Origin of the sequence: Xenorhabdus ehlersii (genome assembly GCF_003610465.1) — a bacterium.
Lineage (GTDB): Bacteria > Pseudomonadota > Gammaproteobacteria > Enterobacterales > Enterobacteriaceae > Xenorhabdus > Xenorhabdus ehlersii.
In genome coordinates this window covers 24,947-40,926 of record NZ_RAQI01000004.1, presented here as the reverse complement: position 1 = coordinate 40,926, position 15,980 = coordinate 24,947, and the positions used below count along the sequence as shown (strand labels likewise).

At 44.8% G+C, this 15,980-nt stretch carries 13 protein-coding genes and 4 tRNA genes; all 17 read right to left on the bottom strand.

Annotation, left to right across the window (positions count from 1 at the left end; genetic code table 11):
* Positions 1–718 precede the first annotated feature (718 nt).
* The 17 genes from BDE27_RS13075 to wecA all read right to left on the bottom strand — a co-directional run bounded on the left by BDE27_RS13075 (position 719) and on the right by wecA (position 15,913).
* Positions 719–795, bottom strand: a tRNA-Pro gene (locus BDE27_RS13075).
* Between the two features lie 23 nt (positions 796–818).
* A tRNA-Leu gene (locus BDE27_RS13070) sits at positions 819–905 on the bottom strand.
* Positions 906–920: 15 nt separating this feature from the next.
* Positions 921–996, bottom strand: a tRNA-His gene (locus tag BDE27_RS13065).
* A 75-nt stretch (positions 997–1,071) separates the two neighbouring features.
* Positions 1,072–1,148, bottom strand: a tRNA-Arg gene (locus BDE27_RS13060).
* Positions 1,149–1,320: 172 nt separating this feature from the next.
* Positions 1,321–2,694 (bottom strand): bifunctional threonine/serine APC transporter ThrP, encoded by a 1,374-nt coding sequence (thrP, locus tag BDE27_RS13055; RefSeq protein WP_099133106.1) that lies wholly within the window; start codon positions 2,692–2,694, stop codon positions 1,321–1,323.
* A 269-nt stretch (positions 2,695–2,963) separates the two neighbouring features.
* Positions 2,964–3,701 (bottom strand): lipopolysaccharide N-acetylmannosaminouronosyltransferase, encoded by a 738-nt coding sequence (gene wecG / locus BDE27_RS13050; protein ID WP_099133105.1) that lies wholly within the window; start codon positions 3,699–3,701, stop codon positions 2,964–2,966.
* The gene (wzyE, locus tag BDE27_RS13045; protein ID WP_099133104.1) at positions 3,688–5,115 is read right to left on the bottom strand and encodes an ECA oligosaccharide polymerase; all 1,428 of its coding nucleotides are present in this window, start codon (positions 5,113–5,115) and stop codon (positions 3,688–3,690) included. Before wzyE ends, wecG begins: the two co-directional genes overlap by 14 nt.
* Positions 5,116–5,117: 2 nt before the next feature.
* Complete coding sequence (locus tag BDE27_RS13040; protein WP_099133103.1) at positions 5,118–6,215, bottom strand: TDP-N-acetylfucosamine:lipid II N-acetylfucosaminyltransferase; 1,098 nt, start codon at positions 6,213–6,215, stop codon at positions 5,118–5,120.
* The gene (wzxE, locus tag BDE27_RS13035) at positions 6,212–7,462 is read right to left on the bottom strand and encodes a lipid III flippase WzxE (RefSeq protein ID WP_099133102.1); all 1,251 of its coding nucleotides are present in this window, start codon (positions 7,460–7,462) and stop codon (positions 6,212–6,214) included. The genes BDE27_RS13040 and wzxE overlap by 4 nt, the downstream gene beginning before the upstream one ends.
* 1 nt (position 7,463) lies before the next feature.
* Positions 7,464–8,594 carry a dTDP-4-amino-4,6-dideoxygalactose transaminase gene (gene rffA / locus BDE27_RS13030; protein ID WP_099133101.1) on the bottom strand — a complete coding sequence of 377 codons (1,131 nt, stop codon included), beginning with the start codon at positions 8,592–8,594 and terminating at the stop codon, positions 7,464–7,466.
* A complete protein-coding gene (rffC, locus tag BDE27_RS13025) occupies positions 8,581–9,309 on the bottom strand; it encodes a dTDP-4-amino-4,6-dideoxy-D-galactose acyltransferase (protein ID WP_099133100.1) in 729 nt (242 codons plus the stop codon). Before rffC ends, rffA begins: the two co-directional genes overlap by 14 nt.
* The gene (rfbA, locus tag BDE27_RS13020; protein WP_099133099.1) at positions 9,287–10,168 is read right to left on the bottom strand and encodes a glucose-1-phosphate thymidylyltransferase RfbA; all 882 of its coding nucleotides are present in this window, start codon (positions 10,166–10,168) and stop codon (positions 9,287–9,289) included. Before rfbA ends, rffC begins: the two co-directional genes overlap by 23 nt.
* A gap of 18 nt (positions 10,169–10,186) precedes the next feature.
* Positions 10,187–11,257, bottom strand: a complete 1,071-nt coding sequence (gene rffG / locus BDE27_RS13015; RefSeq protein ID WP_099133098.1) for a dTDP-glucose 4,6-dehydratase — start codon at positions 11,255–11,257, stop codon at positions 10,187–10,189.
* A complete protein-coding gene (gene wecC, locus BDE27_RS13010) occupies positions 11,254–12,516 on the bottom strand; it encodes a UDP-N-acetyl-D-mannosamine dehydrogenase (RefSeq protein WP_099133097.1) in 1,263 nt (420 codons plus the stop codon). Before wecC ends, rffG begins: the two co-directional genes overlap by 4 nt.
* Positions 12,513–13,643, bottom strand: coding sequence for a non-hydrolyzing UDP-N-acetylglucosamine 2-epimerase (gene wecB / locus BDE27_RS13005; protein ID WP_099133096.1), 1,131 nt, complete (start codon positions 13,641–13,643; stop codon positions 12,513–12,515). The genes wecC and wecB overlap by 4 nt, the downstream gene beginning before the upstream one ends.
* Before the next feature lie 81 nt (positions 13,644–13,724).
* Positions 13,725–14,795 (bottom strand): ECA polysaccharide chain length modulation protein, encoded by a 1,071-nt coding sequence (gene wzzE / locus BDE27_RS13000; protein ID WP_099133095.1) that lies wholly within the window; start codon positions 14,793–14,795, stop codon positions 13,725–13,727.
* 29 nt (positions 14,796–14,824) lie between these two features.
* Positions 14,825–15,913: a UDP-N-acetylglucosamine--undecaprenyl-phosphate N-acetylglucosaminephosphotransferase gene (gene wecA / locus BDE27_RS12995; protein WP_099133094.1), complete on the bottom strand. Its 1,089-nt coding sequence runs from the start codon at positions 15,911–15,913 to the stop codon at positions 14,825–14,827.
* Positions 15,914–15,980 lie beyond the last annotated feature (67 nt).

Here is a 15,980-nt window from a genome sequence, read left to right as displayed (position 1 = left end):
GTGCATTCACCATTAGAACTCATGGCAAACTACCTGAAGCCTATCCTTACTTTTCTACAGACAAAAAAAACACCTATCAAAAAAGACAGGTGTATAAATACAATCAGGTCTACAGACGGATAGTGCCTCACTCAACGTTGTGTCCGGTTTGCGATGAAAAGACAGAATGCTTACTCATCTATAACGTGGACCATAGGCACTGACAATCAGCTCTACATCATCCCGAGGTTTATGAAGTCATATGCTGTCATAAGGAGTGGGATGAGCATCTACGATTTTAATACTGCATTTTACGTGCCAACTTTTTCAATCAGGATAAATTTTCCTTACCCAAGATTTAGCTGGCTTTCCATAAATAGATAACTTAATTTTCACCAAATATCGTTAAAAATACCGTCTCTCATTTGAGACGCCTTTCGAGCCATTTACATATAGTAAATATAAATCATGCAGTTAAACGTCTCCTATTTGAGACATTAAGTGGTGCGGTTTGTCGTTGAAATACAACACCAATAAAAAAATATCTTTTAAAACATAATATTAGTGCATTAACAAAAACAATAACATTCAATTTCCAGATTAAAAATCAAACAGAAATTAAGAAGAAATAAAAAGGGAAAACCTTTTTATCAGCAGGAAAAGTAGGAAGAAGAAAAGAAAGTAACCAAGAAGTAGTTAGAAAGAAAAATCCCCGCTATTGCGGGGATTTTTCAGAATTTGGTCGGCGAGAGAGGATTCGAACCTCCGACCCACTGGTCCCAAACCAGTTGCGCTACCAAGCTGCGCTACTCGCCGAAATATATTTTTCATCTTTCTTATGGTGCGAAGGGGGGGACTTGAACCCCCACGTCCGTAAGGACACTAACACCTGAAGCTAGCGCGTCTACCAATTCCGCCACCCTCGCGTTTCATAAAAAAGATGGGGTGGCTAACGAGACTCGAACTCGCGACAACTGGAATCACAATCCAGGGCTCTACCAACTGAGCTATAGCCACCATAACAGCTATCTTTTTACATACAACAATGCCCGACCACGATAACTCATTACCACTGCTCTTGCACGCTTTAAATGGCGCGCCCGACAGGATTCGAACCTGAGACCTCTGCCTCCGGAGGGCAGCGCTCTATCCAGCTGAGCTACGGGCGCTTAACGCCGTTGCGGTGGAGGATAGTACGGATTTAATGTCGTACTGTCCAGTGCTTTTTTAAAAGAAATGATGCGTTTGATTATGCTTTACTCATTTAGCTGATAAAGCCAGCACTTTTCCACCGCAGTATTACCATAAATCGTTTTTTAAATTAAAAACCAATCGATAAAATTATATCGATTTTTTAGATGAATAAAATTTCACCACCCAATAAATTAATGACACTACCGACAAAAATATTCCCCCCACTATCAGTGAGAAACGTGTATCCGTGTTAATTGCCATCCCCACTAATACGCAGCACAGGAAAATCAATGTCAGGTAATTAACATAAGGGAACAGAATCGATTTAAACCGATGCTGTTTTATGGCTTCTTCATGATGCTTACGGAAACGCAATTGGCTGACCAGAATCACAAACCATGGCACCATGCCAGGCAATACACTGGCACTATAAACGTAAACAAATACTGACTGCGGATTTGGTATCAGATAATTCAGGCTGGAACCTGCAATCAAGCAACCAATAGTAATTGCAATACATTTTACTGGCACACCATTTTTCGACAGCTTCAGCAATGAAGCAGGCAATTGACGGTTTTGCGCCAAGGCATACAGCATTCTGCCACCGCTGTACATTCCGCTGTTACATCCTGACAACGCAGCAGTTAGCACAACAAAGTTAATCACCGCAGCCGCAGAAGCAATACCGACTTTAGAAAAAGTCATCACAAACGGGCTACTATGTGCACCAACCTCTGTCCACGGGAACAAAGTTACAACAATAAAAATGGCACCAACATAAAAAATCAGGATACGCCACAAGATATTGTTGATCGCTTTTTTAAGGGTAACTTGTGGTTTTTTTGCTTCACCGGCAGTAATACCAACCAGCTCTACCCCCTGATAGGAAGCAACCACAATACAAAGAGCAAATAAAAAGCCTTTCCATCCACCGGAGAAGAAACCGCCATGTGAGGTCAGGTTATCCAAACCAATAGGTTGCCAGTCATTGCCTAAACCGAAGAAAATCAAACCAATGCCAATCAGGATCATCACAATAATCGTTGTGACTTTGATCATGGCAAACCAAAACTCCAACTCACCATACAACCTTACCGCCGCCAAGTTTGCCAAAGCAACCAATCCAACCGCTACCAGTGCCGAAACCCATTGGGGCAATTCTGGAAACCAGAATTCAGCATAGACGCCAACAGCAGTAATCTCTGAAATCCCGACAGAAACCCACATGAACCAATAACCCCATGCGGTCAGGCATCCCCAGTAAGGGCTTAGGTACTTATGCCCAAAAGCAGCAAATGAACCTGTTACAGGTTCAAGGAACAACATTTCTCCCATGGAACGCATAATGAAAAAGACAAAAAGCCCAGCAATAATGTAAGCCAGCAAAACAGAAGGACCGGCCCATTTCAAGGTACTGGCTGAACCCATGAACAGCCCTACGCCGATTGTGCCACCTAGCGCAATCAGCTCAATATGACGTGCCTCAAGTCCCCTTTGCAGGCTCTGTTTTGAATCACTCATAAAACTCCCTATCCACTTTTATGATGTCTATACTTGCAAACAGAAAAATACAGGAATTGATAATCAATCGTTGTAAAAAAGGCTGGGATCAAAACACGTTTTGCCGATCAGTGAAATAAAAAAATTATAAAAATAAGGCTTGCAAGAGTAGATTTGAAAATAAGCAGTCAAACAACAAGCTATTGATAACCTCAAAGACAGCAATAAAATAAAGCAAAAACCTGCTGCATATGCTCAATGCAACAGGTAGAAACAGAGAAATTTCGGGGCTAAAGTTTGCCACCGTAATAATAGCCAAGGAATTTCAATAGCTTTATCTGCCTACGGATACGGCTTGGCTGAGAGAGCAAGCGATACAACCACTCCAACCCTAGATTCTGCCAGACTTTCGGTGCTCGTTTAACGTGACCAGTGAAGGCATCATAGGTTCCTCCAACGCCCATATACAGTGCATCTGGATGTACCTTGCGGCAGTCACGCATAAAGATCTCCTGTTTGGGTGATCCCATTGCTACGGTAATAATCGCCGCACCACTGGCATGAATCCGCTCAAATACATCATCACGCGTTTCTGGTGTAAAATACCCATCTTGTCTGCCCACGATATTGACATTCCATTGGGTACGCAGTTTGTTCTCAGTCTGGGCCAAGATATCGGGTTTTCCGCCGATTAGAAAGACTGGTGTACCCTCACGCCCAGCGCGTTCCATCAAGTCTTCCCACAAATCAGCGCCCGCAATACGCGATACATCCGCATCAGGATATTTACGGCGAATGGCACGTACGATACTAATACCATCTGCGTATAAGTATTCGGCCTCATCCAGCAACGTATTCAGTGCATTGTCTTTCTCCGCCGTGAGTACTTTTTCTGCGTTAATCGCAACCAATGTACCTGCTTTTACCTGTCCATCCAGGAAAAGGTAGTCGAGGAAATGCGACATACCGCGGAATCCCCAGATACTAAGACCACGAATGCGGTATTTGGGAATGTTATTTAACGCCATTTTTTTTCCTTACATCCAAAATCACAGATGTTTTTCGCGAAGTAGCCAGATTACTGACCACAAGCTTTCGAATCAGCCCGGCACTTTCAAACAGCCAATACAGCAATTTCGCCGCAACCAGACATAGGCCGAAGACAATACAAAAGAACACCACCCTAGAAACAAAAGAATCTACTCCTTCACGGGCAAGCACAATTATGTTAAAGATGGCGCCAAAGCAGAAAGCTTGCAAAATTGCCGCCTTATAGCGATTACTTTCCTGTTTTCCTGCTTCATAAATCCAGTCAAACCATTTAATAATAAAACCGACTGCGATCGCCCCCAGAGGGATAAAGAATACCCCCCCCATCACCACAAGAGAGCCAATCAGTGTTGGGGAAATCGCAAGACCAGAGTGGTTATTCAATACATTCCACGTGAAATAGTTAGCTGTGTTCCAGACCAGATTAGGCCTATCCGGCCACACCCAACCAGGAATAAAAACATAAAAATCACGGACAATCGGTGCCAGCCCTTGAAAATCTATTTTGCTGTAATTATCCAGCAGCAGGGCCAAATTTTCCCACGGCGAGAAAGTATCTCGCGTGAGATACAGGAAAGTATAAAATGCCTCTGCCCCGCTTACGTCCAGGCTATAGCGCTTCAACGCCAGCCAGAACATACCGACAATTCCCATTGCGCCCGCAGTAAACAGCATCCACAACGTGATCCAGCCGCGGACAATCCCGATAAACAGGAACAATGCAAACGCGATAATGATGTTAGCTCGCGTACCCCCAACGATCACATAGGTCAGGATACCAAACCCCACCGTTCCTACCAAAAAGCACAGCCAGCGTGCTTTGGTCGGTTTTAGGAAAAAAACAACCAGCATGGCAGGAATGAAGAAATAGAAAAATCGCTTGAGCGCCACACCGGAAACCTGGCCGGAAAATATCTGGCTATAGGACTGTAACTTGAACAGCAAAAATCCGTTCTGCATAAAGAACGAACCTACCGTAACGATGGCAATACAAGCAAGTAGTAACCACGTCAGATTAGCTTCCACTCGATTCATCGTAAATAAAGGTTTACGCGGCATAGTCACCGTTAAGTTTTCAGAACTTATACCATTATTGGGCCGTGTTTTATAAGTGAGCCGTGTTTTATAAGCCACATAGTAAATGGCATAAAAACAGCCAGACGCCAACATTGCATGTAGTAATGAATCTACAGACACCACTTCCACATTAAACTGAAATACCAACAAGCTGGTCAATGGAAAACCAAAATAGAATGTCAGCAGGTACAACAATGAGAAAAAGACATTAAAGTTAAAGCGGACACGTCGAAATTCCTGATACGTCAAGGTCAGGATAAAAGCCACCGAAATTATGTAAATAACAAAAAGCCCACCGAATTGTGTCAAGGTCATTGCTACTCTCCAGATGCTTCCGACAGGGCGGTTTTCCACCCCTCCATGAAATGGGGATCAAAAAAAGCAATCGCCTTTTTATCGAGGGACAGCATCTGGCGCTGTGCTTCCTGCACCCAGTGTTTATTGAGTTCATCACCGTCAAACAGAACAGGGATCTGCTGTTCCGTTAAATCATGCCAGAATGGATTTTGACGGCTCAGAACAAACGGAATACCAAATTGAATCAGCAAACAGAGTGTTCCAATACCCTGCTGACGATTGAAAATGAAATAACCCAAATCGCATTGGCGCAACAATGACAAGTATTCATCAAAGGCTATTTGCTCTTTCAGAATACGAACATTTTGCGCTGGAAATAACGACAATGCAGTTTGCTCCACGCTCTGGATATAGGCTTGGTTATTATCAGGATAGCCCATTGGGATTAGCACCCTAGCCTCATCGCCAAACTGGTGGTGGATCTTCTGCAAGGCTTCAATATGACGGTTGGATTGATCCCCCGAATTCCCCAGTAAGATGGTAATTCCTTCCGGTGAGAATGTTTTCTCCGTCACCGTCAACGCAGGCTCCATCCGAGTTGGGAAATAGAGCAATGATGATGGCACATCAGGTTTGGCCCGACTTGAACGCGAATCATCCTGAAAAAAGTGCCGCAGATCACCGCGCGTGGCAAAAATATGCCCCACCCGCTTCTGTGCCAAACGACGAATCAGATAGAACAAACGGAATTTCAGTTGGCGGGACTCTTCATAGAGATCTGCTCCCCAAACATGCCAGAAGAATTGGTGCCGCTTAATTTTTCCCATTAATAAAGCCAACCACAAAGCAGCATTAAACTGCCCGTGGAAAAAGAAGCGGACTGTTCTGTTTGCCTTCGCTTTCTCTATTACTGCCTGCGATAAGGCAGATTTGCTGTGATAAAGAGAAATAGTCAAGTTAGGGTAATTTGATAGCCATGTGTGGTCTTTAGACACCACCATAAAACACGGTTTGGCGCAAAAATGTATTTCCTGTGCCAAGACGTCATTAAAGAAACGTAGTAACGTTTGATTGTGATGTGGGATATCCGATCCCAAAACGTGAATTAGGGTTGTCATGCTCGCCTGCGATAAATAATAAATACGCTACAACAAAGAATGAAATAAACAATGTAAGTTACCATATATGACTGGGCAGCCCCCAATGCTCCATTTGCCGGTATCAGCCAATGAGAAAAACCCGTCAGTAAAAGGAACTGGCTCACTTCAGTCAATATATAAAAACGCAGTGCAGCTTTCGCTATCACCAGATAACCAAAAACATAAGCGCCAACTTTCAACACGTCGCCCACTAACTGCCACGCAAACAGATCCCGCATGGCGATGAATTTGTCTGAAAACAACAGCCAAATCACGAAATCACGCAATAGCCAGACAGAGAAACTGGCAGCAGCTACAGCAGGCAAGACAAATTTCAAAGCCTTCACAATTTCGCGGGTAATTTCTTGCTTATTCTTCAGACGAGAAAGGGTTGGCAATAGATAGACAGTGAAGGAGGCGGTGATAAATTGTAAATAAGCATCTGAAATACTGCTAACTCCCTGCCAAATCCCTACTTCTTCCCAACTATAACGCGCTGCCAGCAAATTTCGCATCATGACATAAGCAACGGGCAATGTAATGGAAGTCAGCAACGCCATAAGAGTAAATTTGCCCAGATGGCTGGCAATCGCACGATCCCACATAGGTTTCAAGGCAGAAAATGTAATCACCTTGCTATGCAGTATCATTAGGCCGGCAGGTAAAACCACCAATGCAGGTACCAATGCCAAGCCTGCCAATGCCCCTTCATAGCCTCCCAGCCAATAGCAGAGGCTATAAGCCAACATGCCTGTCAGGCTGCCCAAAATAATGGCCAACGCATTTCCCTTAGCATCCCTGAACCCTTTCAGGATTGCCAGAAAATAGTTGGCGTAAGCGATGCCCATTTGAATAAATGCGAGCGCCTGCACAACAGTTTTGTAATGGGTGTGACCAAATAGGCTAATACTGATGATTTCACTGAACAAAAGGAAGATCACTGCCAATAAGGTCGAAAACCCCATAATTATCAAGGACGATGTCCCCAATATCGCCCTAAGCTTTTCCGGTTGTTGATGATGTTCCGCTACATATTTTGTGACACCATTAAAAATCCCTGCCCCAGAGAGCACACCTAATACAGTAATGAGTTGGCGAAAATTACCTGCTTGCCCAACACCTGTTGGGCCAAAAGATACCGCCAGAAGTTTAATGACCAGCAACCCCACACCGATCTTGATCAATGTGGAGCCTGCTGTCCAAACAGAAGCTTTAGCAAGTGACATATCAGGCGAAAAATTCCTTGATACGATCGATAACAATTTGCTGCTCTGTATCAGTGATGTTGTAGAACATTGGTAAGCGAACTAAGCGGTCACTTTCACGGGTGGTAAAGCGATCTTCGCCGTGGAAACGGCCACATTTCTCACCCGCAGGGCTGGTATGCAATGCCACGTAGTGGAATACGCTCAGGATACCATTCTCTTTCATATAACTATTGAATGCGCTACGTTCTTCTACATCTTTGAGCTTGATATAGAACATGTGGGCATTGTGTTCCAAGCCTTCCGGAACAATTGGTAAAACTAAATGTCCAGCGTCTGCTAACGGTTTCAAGGCTTGATGGTAGTTCTCCCACAAAGTCAGGCGGCGTTGGTTAATTTTTTCAGCAAGTTCCAGTTGTGCCCACAGGTAAGCCGCTTGCAGATCAGAGAGCAGATAACTGGAACCGATATCACGCCATGTGTATTTGTCTACTTGCCCGCGGAAGAATTGACTGCGGTTAGTGCCTTTCTCTCGGATGATTTCGGCACGGGCAATCATGGATTTATCATTGATTAATGTTGCCCCGCCTTCACCACCGGCCGAGTAATTTTTGGTTTCATGAAAGCTGAAACAACCAATATGCCCAATTGTGCCCAATGCACGGCCTTTATAGGTGGACATGACGCCCTGTGCGGCATCTTCCACCACATACAGGTTATATTTTTTCGCCAGTGCCATGATGGTATCCATTTCACAGGCCACGCCCGCATAATGCACCGGTACGATAGCACGGGTTTTCTCTGTAATAGCTGCTTCAATCTTGTCCTCATCAATGTTCATGGTATCAGGACGAATATCCACGAACACAATGGTAGCACCACGCAGAACAAAGGCATTGGAGGTCGATACAAAGGTATAGCTCGGCATAATGACTTCATCACCCGGCTGGATATTCAACAACATTGCCGCCATTTCCAGTGAAGCTGTACAAGATGGTGTCAACAATACCTTCGGGCAATTAAAGCGCTGTTCCATCCACGCTTCACAACGTTTGGTAAATTCTCCATCACCACACAACTTACCGCTAGCCATCGCCTGTTGCATGTATTCAAGTTCAGTGCCGACTACCGGTGGTTTATTAAATGGAATCATTTCGTCCTCTGTATAACCAATATGCGGTGCTTTCAATGATGGCACCACAACGTGTATAAAGACGCAACGCAGCGATGTTGCTGATTTGCGTAGCCACTCTCAGCCATTGTATCTGATGGTTATGACACCACTGTTGCGCCGCCGACATTAATTTTTTGCCAATCCCTTGATGATGATTGCCTGGTACAGCAGCCAATAAACCAATGCGTGCTTCGCTATTACCTATATCCCTTAAGGTGACAAAGCCCGCTATTTGACCACGTTCATTATTGATAAGCAGGCATTGGTGATCAAATGTGCCCAAAACGGCTTTTTCAACCCAGGTAGCATAGAATTTCCCACTGTCATCCGGTTGATACCAGGGTGCACGAAAACGGCTAGACGTAAATACACGGGCTGACACCTCCTTCAATACGGGGATATCTTCTTGTTTTGCCGAAATTAGTTCCTTTCCCGTATGAATGCCAGGAATATTTCCCGCCTCAATCGATAACCGTAAATCAACCTCACCTTCAACCAGTGAAAATCCTAAGACAGAAAGCTCATCGATAATGCCCGTTTGTTGGGCTGCCACTTTGGCTTGCACCAATGCATATTGGTCCAAATCAGCAGCCGTCAATGCCGCCGCATCCGACGAAAAATTCAGGCGAGCTGTGGGCAAACCAAAAAACTGGCTTTCCCAGGCCAAGGGGTCAAGGTTGGCGTGAATAGACATTGAGCAAATCCATCAGATAGTTGCCGTAACCTGTTTTCGCCAAATCCGTGGCCGCCACTTTTAATTGCTCCTCACTGAGCCAACCATTACGCCATGCGATCTCTTCCAAACAGGCAATTTTGAAGCCTTGACGTTTTTCGACGGTCTGAACAAAAGTACTGGCTTCAATCAGGCTGTCATGAGTTCCCGTATCTAACCAGGCAAAACCACGCCCCAATAATTCAACATTCAATTCTCCGCATTCCAGATACATCTGGTTGATACTGGTGATTTCCAGTTCCCCGCGCGCAGAAGGTTTTACTTGTTTGGCAAAATCCACGACTTTGTTGTCGTAGAAATAGAGACCCGTCACCGCCCAATTGGATTTAGGCTGTACAGGTTTTTCTTCTATGGAAAGAACCCGATACTGCTCGTCAAATTCCACTACGCCAAATCGTTCAGGGTCCATCACTTGGTAACCGAATATTGTCGCTCCTGTTGTTCGGCCAGCAACATGTTGTAGTTTCGGGCTAAACGCTTGACCAAAAAAGATATTGTCACCCAATACCAAGCAGCAAGCATCATTACCGATAAATTCTTCACCAATCAGAAATGCCTGGGCCAAACCATCAGGTGAAGGCTGTTCGGCATAACTAAGTTGGATACCAAATTGTTCGCCACTGCCTAGTAATCGTTTAAAAGCAGGTAAATCTTCCGGTGTCGAGATGATCAGGATATCGCGTATGCCCGACAGCATTAACACTGACAGCGGATAATAAATCATCGGCTTGTCATAAATCGGTAACAACTGCTTTGATACGCCACGTGTTATTGGATACAAACGGGTGCCAGAGCCCCCAGCCAGTATAATTCCTTTCATCTGCTCCCCCTGATGGGCTTATTCATTTCCTAACCCAAGTCGTTCCCCTGTATAAGAGCCATCCTGAACTCTTCTCCACCAACTCTCATTTTCCAGATACCATTGCACAGTCTTGCGAATGCCAGATTCGAACGTTTCCTCGGGGATCCACCCCAATTCACGCTCAATTTTCGCCGCATCAATCGCATAACGCATATCATGTCCTGGGCGATCCGTTACATGAGTAATAAGGTCGCGATAATGCTCTACCCCAGCAGGTTTTTCGGGGCGCAACTCCTCCAGCAATTCGCAAATCGTTTCCACAACTTCGATATTTCGGCGCTCATTATGTCCACCGATATTGTAGGTTTTGCCGGGCTCTGCCTGGGTTACCACCAAATACAACGCACGCGCATGATCTTCCACATAGAGCCAGTCACGGATTTGCTCTCCTTTGCCATAGACCGGCAAAGGCTTGCCTGCCAGCCCATTCAGGATCATCAATGGGATCAGTTTCTCAGGGAAATGATAAGGACCATAGTTATTCGAACAATTGGTGATCATGGTCGGTAAGCCATAAGTACGGCGCCATGCCCTGACCAGATGATCACTGGACGCTTTTGATGCAGAATAAGGACTGCTTGGCGAGTAAGGTGTGGTTTCAGTAAAGAAACCATCTTCACCATGCAGATCGCCATATACTTCGTCTGTTGAAATATGGTGGAAGCGGAATTGGCTCTGTTTTTCCTGATCCAACTGTTGCCAAAATGCACGAGCTGCTTCCAACAAAGTATAAGTGCCGATGATATTGGTTTCGATAAAAGCTGCTGGCCCGTCAATGGAGCGGTCAACATGACTTTCTGCGGCCAAATGCATGACAGCATCCGGTTGATATTGTTGGAATACGCGATCTAAGGCATCACGCTGGCGGATATCAACCTGTTCAAATGCATAGCGGGGATGGTTAGCTACCGAAGCCAGTGATTCAAGATTACCGGCATAAGTCAGGCTATCAACGACAACGACGCTATCTTCAGTCTGATTAATAATGTGGCGCACAACCGCAGAACCGATAAAACCTGCACCACCTGTAATAAGAATACGTTTCAACGCCAAACTCCTTTTGTATCAACAACCCATTTTTGTTTTATTGCAGAACCAGTAATGGCTTTAAACTGGCTATGATCCACCAGCATCAATACAACGTCAGCCTGCTCTAATGCCTGGTTGACATCCATCAATTCCACCATATCTTTCAGTGAATTGGGCAGTTCATGCACATTGGGTTCAACCGCGATGGTTTGCCCTGCATGCCACTGTGCAACCATTTTTGTAATATAAACGGCTGGACTTTCCCGTAAATCATCAATGTTCGGTTTGAAAGCCAAGCCAAAACAGGCAATTTTAATCTCATTTGCCCGTTTACCACTCTCAGCCAAACAGTCAGCGACTGCGGCTTTCACTTGATCCACGACCCACAGCGGCTTGCCATCATTCACCAAACGCGCGGTATGAATTAAACGGGATTGCTCAGGATTCTGGGATACAATGAACCACGGATCGACGGCAATGCAATGCCCTCCTACACCAGGGCCAGGCTGCAAAATATTTACACGTGGATGGCGGTTTGCCAGACTAATCAGCTCCCACACATTGATTCCCTGTTCGGCACAGATCAAGGAAAGTTCGTTGGCAAAAGCGATATTAACATCACGGAAACTGTTCTCTGTCAGCTTGCACATTTCCGCTGTCCTGGCATTGGTGATAACACATTCACCTTCAAGGAAAATATTGTACAGCTCACTCGCCCTGCGGGAAGATTTGGCTGTCATACCCCCTACTACACGATCATTTTTAATCAATTCCACCATAACTTGCCCGGGTAAAACACGCTCAGGGCAATAGGCGATATCGATATCTGAGTTTTCACCCGCTTGTTGAGGGAATGAAAGATCAGGACGTACCGCGGCTAACCATGCAGCCATCTGCTCCGTCGCACCAACAGGAGAAGTGGATTCCAAAATAACCAAATCACCTTTTTTCAAGACGGGTGCTATTGATTCCGCCGCAGAACGCACATAGGCCATATCGGGTTCATGCTCCCCTTTGAAGGGCGTAGGAACAGCAATCAAGAAAGCATCCGCAGTTTGTGGAATAGTCACGGCTTTCAAAAAGCCCTCTTCTACCGCAATTTTTACTACCTTATCTAAATCAGGTTCAACGATATGAATCGAACCACGGTTAATCGTTTCTACCGCATGTTGATTAACATCCACGCCAATAACCCTCTTTTGACGGGAGGCGAATGCCGCCGCAGTGGGCAAACCGATATAACCCAGGCCGATAACAGAAATTGTTTCAAAACTCATAATGTCACCTGATTTTTTCTCAATGCTTCAAGAATTCGCTGGCAAGCCCTGCCATCACCATAAGGGTTATGGGCATGGCTCATTTGTTGGTAGGCGTTAACATCCGTCAATAAACGCGTAACTTCCGCAACGATAGTTTGTGTTTCTGTTCCCACCAGTCGCACTGTCCCCGCATCAATCGCTTCAGGTCGCTCAGTGGTATCGCGCATAACTAAAACCGGTTTTCCCAGAGAAGGGGCTTCTTCCTGAATTCCCCCTGAATCGGTCAAGATTAAATAGGCATGATTCATCAAATAGACGAATGGCAGATAATCCTGTGGTTTGATAAGGATAACGTTATCAATGTCATGCAAAATGCGCTTAGCGGGTTCACTGACATTCGGGTTCAAATGGACCGGATAAACTATCTGGACATCAGGATGCGCCTTGGCAATCTGTGCCAATGCTTCACAAATACGCTCAAACCCTTTACCAAAATTTTCACGGCGATGGCCTGTCACCAAGATCATTTTTTTATTTAGGTTAAGGAAAGGATAAAGCTCAGCAAACTGCCCATACATGGCTTCATCATTCATGATGCGATCACGCACTGATAGCAGGGCATCAATCACCGTATTGCCTGTAACAAAAATACGGTTTTCCACAATGGATTCTTTTAAGAGGTTATTCCGGGAATTTTCCGTCGGTGCAAAATGGTACATAGCCAAGTGTCCGGCAATCTTACGGTTGGCTTCTTCCGGCCATGGTGAATAAAGATCCCCTGTTCTTAAGCCAGCTTCAACATGGCCTACCGGAATATGCTGATAGAAAGCGGCCAGACTCGTTGCCATGGTTGTTGTTGTGTCACCATGCACCAGTACCACATCTGGTTTGAATTCTTCTAATACAGGCTTGATACCTTGCAGGATACGACATGTGATATCCGTCAGATCCTGCCCTTTTTGCATGATATTCAGATCAAAATCCGGCGTTATCCCAAACAGATGCAATACCTGATCCAGCATTTCCCTATGCTGAGCTGTGACACACACTTTTGCTTCAAAGGCAGTATCCATAGCCAACGCATGTACCAACGGGGCCATTTTAATGGCCTCCGGCCGGGTACCAAACACAGTCAACACTTTCACAGTGACTCTCTTATTTTGTCAATCATTGCAGATACTTCCAAGAATGGGGGATCAAAACCTATCGTTTATATTTACATACTGTTACTTATATGAACTATCGGAGCGAGGACGTTTTACTAAAGCGACACCTGCACCAACCAACATGCCTACGGCTCCCCATAAAATCATCATGAAAGCACGGCGAGGACTGTCTCGGTTAACGGGTTCCTCCGGTGTTCTGAGATAGCGGTAAGTCTGGAAAGAGTTCTGCAAAGTCGGACCGACATTCAACGTAGCCAGCATCGCGATATTTTGATCATAATCGATGCTGTAGTCAGGGCCTGTGGCTTCCAAAGTTTCAATTTGGGCTTGCAGTAATGATGTACCCAGCATAAACATTTTGGATTCAGGCAGTTCTTCGATAGGGATGTTTGTCTGATTACGGTGAATACCTTGCTTCTCAGCCACTTTCAGTGACTGCTGCAACACATTCAATTCACGATTATATATTGCCTTTACCACCATCTCCTGACGTTTCACCAATGCTTTCATTGACTGAGTCCGCGTCGCCCACGCCCCTTTAATTTCGTTGTTCAGGTGAGTGCTCGCCCGTTGGTTGGCGAACGCAATATATTGACGCAGAAGTTGATTGGCATCAACGGCGGTTTCTGCTGTCAATTTGATACTGTTATTTGATGATGTTTTATTATCACTGTGCGTGATTTTAATATCGTTGATCAATTCATCCAACAATACAGCATCCGCTTTGGCACGCCCTTCCTTGCGTTGTTTGTAATACTCAGAATGAAGCCAAAATTCACGACGGGTATCATACGCAAAGACCTGTGTCATGAATTCTTGGTATGCACCGTCTGGAATGGTCGGTAATTGCGCTTCTGGCGAAGCATTGATATGGGTATCCAAATTACGCAGGAATTGTTGTTGCGAGTAGTAGCTACCCAAATTATTCGTTGTCGGTAAGTTCACAATAGCGGTTGCGCTCCATTTTTGCTGCATCAAATAAGATGCTCCCAGAGCGGCGGCAGCGAAAATTATTGCCAGGGCGATAATCCATATCTTTCCATGCCACAAAGCATAACACAGTGCCCGAATATCCAGTTCATGCTCTATAGCTGGTTGATCCTGTTTAGATTTCGTTTCTGAATTTATCACTGCACAAAACCTCTTTGATTGTCGATGTCTTAATGATGGCTTGCTGCCCGACGCATACGGCGCCTACACCGTTTGATAAAACGGGCTACCTTCCACGCTCTTTTGATGCAATAGCCATACAACATAAATGCAAGCAAAAATAATGCCAACATTATCCATTCAGGAATAAAACTTAGCCACTCTCCAATAATTCCAATTGATGCCAATAGAGCCGCAGCCAAAGTGATCAAAATAAATGCCTGGCGAGAAGTAAACCCAGCACGCATAATCAAATGGTGAATATGCTGGCGATCTGGAGAAAACGGACTCATTCCCTTACGCAATCGGCGGTACATAATAGCGATCATGTCCATCAATGGAATTGCAATAATCCACAATGCTGTCACAGGGCTAATAGAAGCATTTTCCCCTTGCGTCGCTTCAGTCAATAGCCAAATAATGGTAAAGCCAATTAGGGTACTTCCCGCATCCCCCATAAATACCTTAAAACGTTTCCCTAATATGCCAAGATTAAGGAAGATGTAAGGCAAAATCCCCGCTATAAACGCAAAACACCAAAACGCCAGTGCCGTATTGCCACTTTCATACAACAAAATACCCAACGTACCGAAAGAAACACAAGATAGCCCGCCCAGTAACCCATCAATCCCATCCACCATATTGAAAGCATTGATAGCAGCCCAGACAGCGAATAACGTCACAACGTAGCTGAATGGCCCAAGTACCATTTCCCATGGCCCGAATGCATGCCCCAAGCTATCAAGCTTCAAGCCAGCAAAATACATCATGCTGATACCAACCAAAGCTTGGATAGTTGCCCGAATCTTCACGCTGATATCAAAGCGGTCATCTAAGGCACCGATAAGAACCAATATTCCCGCACAAGCCAAATACAACCATTTATGAGGTATAAACTCTTTTGTAATAATAAATGCGAAACAAACACCAAAAAAAACAGATATGCCACCCACCAAAGGAACTAAACCATGATGACGTTTACGGTAATTCGGTTTATCAACCAGGCCGATTTTTTTTGCTGCCTTACGAGCCACAAACAAAAACACAAATGAGAATATAAATACGCAAAAAATTTCGACACTCATACTGGGAATATTCACAATAATAACTCTCTATAAAAATAATGGCGGGGCATCTATTATTCGTATACTTATGGATGTCCCACTT

Excerpts from the sequence above, each read along its gene's own strand:
- rfbA (WP_099133099.1), bottom strand. The coding sequence starts at position 10,168 with ATGAAAGGAATTATACTGGCTGGGGGCTCTGGCACCCGTTTGTATCCA.
- wzyE (WP_099133104.1), bottom strand. The coding sequence starts at position 5,115 with ATGACCTTGACACAATTCGGTGGGCTTTTTGTTATTTACATAATTTCG.
- wecG (WP_099133105.1), bottom strand. The coding sequence starts at position 3,701 with ATGGCGTTAAATAACATTCCCAAATACCGCATTCGTGGTCTTAGTATC.
- rffC (WP_099133100.1), bottom strand. The coding sequence starts at position 9,309 with ATGTCTATTCACGCCAACCTTGACCCCTTGGCCTGGGAAAGCCAGTTT.
- rffA (WP_099133101.1), bottom strand. The coding sequence starts at position 8,594 with ATGATTCCATTTAATAAACCACCGGTAGTCGGCACTGAACTTGAATAC.
- wecC (WP_099133097.1), bottom strand. The coding sequence starts at position 12,516 with ATGAGTTTTGAAACAATTTCTGTTATCGGCCTGGGTTATATCGGTTTG.
- thrP (WP_099133106.1), bottom strand. The coding sequence starts at position 2,694 with ATGAGTGATTCAAAACAGAGCCTGCAAAGGGGACTTGAGGCACGTCAT.
- wzxE (WP_099133102.1), bottom strand. The coding sequence starts at position 7,462 with ATGTCACTTGCTAAAGCTTCTGTTTGGACAGCAGGCTCCACATTGATC.
- BDE27_RS13040 (WP_099133103.1), bottom strand. The coding sequence starts at position 6,215 with ATGACAACCCTAATTCACGTTTTGGGATCGGATATCCCACATCACAAT.